The sequence below is a fragment of the Pseudomonas sp. P5_A12 genome (assembly GCF_056400685.1).
This window is the reverse complement of the sequence record NZ_JBFUKU010000473.1, coordinates 1-2,640: the sequence shown is the minus strand read 5'-3', so window position 1 is coordinate 2,640 and position 2,640 is coordinate 1. Positions and strand designations below refer to the sequence as shown.

3 protein-coding genes are annotated in these 2,640 nt (G+C 62.5%); all 3 read right to left on the bottom strand.

Translation table 11 applies throughout. The annotated features are described in order from the left end of the window. Nucleotides 1–43: 43 nt before the first annotated feature. The 3 genes from AC1DSG_RS30055 to AC1DSG_RS30045 all read right to left on the bottom strand — a co-directional run bounded on the left by AC1DSG_RS30055 (nt 44) and on the right by AC1DSG_RS30045 (nt 2,549). The gene (locus AC1DSG_RS30055) at nt 44–874 is read right to left on the bottom strand and encodes an alpha/beta fold hydrolase (RefSeq protein ID WP_477794119.1); all 831 of its coding nucleotides are present in this window, start codon (nt 872–874) and stop codon (nt 44–46) included. Nucleotides 875–1,027: 153 nt separating this feature from the next. After that, nucleotides 1,028–1,384: a 6-carboxytetrahydropterin synthase QueD gene (gene queD / locus AC1DSG_RS30050; protein ID WP_077431745.1), complete on the bottom strand. Its 357-nt coding sequence runs from the start codon at nt 1,382–1,384 to the stop codon at nt 1,028–1,030. An 85-nt stretch (nt 1,385–1,469) separates the two neighbouring features. Further along, nucleotides 1,470–2,549 carry a patatin-like phospholipase domain-containing protein gene (locus AC1DSG_RS30045; protein ID WP_477794120.1) on the bottom strand — a complete coding sequence of 360 codons (1,080 nt, stop codon included), beginning with the start codon at nt 2,547–2,549 and terminating at the stop codon, nt 1,470–1,472. Between the last annotated feature and the right edge of the window lie 91 nt (nt 2,550–2,640).

Sequence of the window (2,640 nt, the reverse complement as noted above, 5' to 3'; positions counted from 1 at the left end):
GAGCCGCCCGGAGCCGGCTCGCTCCCACAAGGGGATTGGGGGTTCAGGGGGAAATGTGTAGGGGCAAGAATTTCAGCAACGCCGCGACGATGGCCTCCGGTGCATCTTCCTGAACCAGATGCCCGGCATTGGGCACCGGATGAAACTGCGACCCCGGTATCAGCTGATGCAGCGTCCGTCCGCGTTCGATGGGGATCCACTGATCGTCCTCGCCCCACAGAATCTGCACCGGGCACCGAATGGTCGGGTACAAACCTTCAGCCTCGCGGGTATAGCGCTCGTCCATCTGCGCTATCTGCCGGTAGAACGCCGCTTGCCCCGGCTCCCCGAGCCACGGCTGCACGTACGGTGCGAGCTCTTCATCGGGGATGTCGCGTTTGATCGCCCCGCGAATGTAGGTCGGCACGATGGCTTGCTGGATGTAATCCGGTACGCCACTGAACGCGGCTTCATGCTGGCGCACCTGCTGCACGAACGGTGATCCCCAAGGCGTCAGCGCCACCGGGTCGATCAATGTCAGGCTGCGGTAATCCTTGCCGTTGAGCAGGTGAGTGCGCAGCGCGGTGGCGCCACCGAAATCGTGGGCCACCACGTCGGGCCGCTCGATGGCCCAGTGATCGAGCAACTGCGCCAGCAACGCGTTCTGCACACCCAGCGAAACGTCGCCGTCGATTTTCTCCGATTGGCCATAACCCAGCAGGTCGAAGTAATGCACCTGGTGCGTGGCAATGAAGTGCGGGGCGATGCGGTGCCACACATAAGAAGAGAAGGGCGTGCCATGCACGAACACCAGCGGCGGGCCGTCACCCTGCACCGCGTATTGAATGCGCTGCCCGTTGAAGCGGTATTGGCGGTCCAGCAGCCAGTCAGCCATGTGCGTGTCCTCTTGGCGGTGGGCGGACCAAAAAGCATAGGCATAAAAAAACAGCCCTGAAGGCTGTTCGAGTATTCACTGACGAAACGCACATCCCTTGTGGGAGCGGGCATGCCCGCTCCCACAAGGGATGACATTGGGTTTTAGAGCGGATTACTCGCCGTGATAGATGCAACCGCTGGTGCACGTCTCGTGGATACGGATCGCGCTGAGTTCCGGCAGCAGGGGCTTGAGTTCATTCCAGATGAATTTGGCCAGCACTTCACTGGTCGGGTTTTCCAGGCCGGGAATGTCGTTCAGGTAGTTGTGGTCCAGACGCTCGTAAAGCGGCTTGAAGATCGCTTTGATTTCCGAGAAGTCACGGATCCAGCCGGTGTGCGGATCGATGTCGCCGCTCAAGTGGATCGCCACTTTGAACGAGTGCCCGTGCAGGCGGCCGCACTTGTGGCCTTCCGGTACGTGGGGCAGGCGGTGGGCGGATTCGAACGTAAACTCTTTGAAAATTTCCACAGGTGATATCAGCTCTGTCAGGTGGCGATCGCCGTGGCGATGTGGGCAGGCGGCGAGTTTACCAGAGCTGTGGGCGAAACACTGACTAAAGGGTCAGCAAGCGCTCGCCGAGGCGACCATTGGCGGCCAGTTCGAGGAACTCGTCACCGAGGCGCCGGCTTTCATCCATCGTGGTGCGCCAGTATTTCTGCCGGGCCGGCGCGTCGCCCATGAAGCGCTTGAAATCGTTACGGTCCGGCAGTTTGCCGTAGGGCAAGCGCGCCAGATACTCCTTCGATGGCGCCAGCAACAGAACATCCTGCAAGCGCGCGGGGCAGGCGCGGCGCCAGGGCAGGGTCTTGTCGAACCAGCCGGGAATCACCCGGTCGGTGAAATGCGGATACAGCACGATGTCGTCGCCGCTGTAGGGCAGGTCAAGGTGATAGTCGAGCAAACCGCCATCGCGGAACGTCCCCGCACCGGCACCGGGCAGGTCGCGCACGCCTTCCATCACCATCGGGATCGAGCCCGAGGCCAGCAGCGCCTGGCGCAGGTTGCCAGTGTTGAGCGCGACGAACCGCGAGGGGAAGTCGTTCAGCGCATTGACCGGCGGCGCCAGCCGCGGGTCGTGGATGATCAGCCGCTCGAAATGCCGCGACAGCCGCGCGCGACCGCGCAGGTTGTCGGCGATCACGGATCCCAGCGCCAGCCCGAGTCGGCCGCGATGATCCTGCGCCAGCAGGCCGTGGCTTTTGACCACCATGATGTTCAGTCGGTAATGCGCGTTGCTCAAGATCGAAGCATCACGGCCATCGAGCAGTTCATCGAGCATGCGCTGCGAACTCTGGCTGATCTGCGCCATGGTCACACCCTTGGCGAAATTTTGCTCGGTGTACAAATGACCGAGGCGCCGGATGCCTTCGGCGGCGTCCGGCAGGCAGGCACTGGCGAAGCGCCAGGAACCGACCGAGGCGCCAATCAGTGAACGTTCGCGCGGTGCGGCCGGTAGCCATTCGCCAAACAACGCCAGGTCCAGACCTTGAATCCCCAGGGCCTTCGGCCCGCCGGCGGCACCCGGCAGCGTGCCGACGTCGGCGGCGCTCAAGCCGTCTTTACGGATGCGCGCAAAAGCACGCGGGCCGGCCTTGAGGGTCAGGGAAGGAAACTTGATGTGGATAGCGGTCATACCGGTCTCGATGTTTGGCAAGCGGGGAATTATAAGCAGTTCAGGCAGCACCACCAATCCACTGTGGGAGCGAGCCTGCTCGCGATGGCGG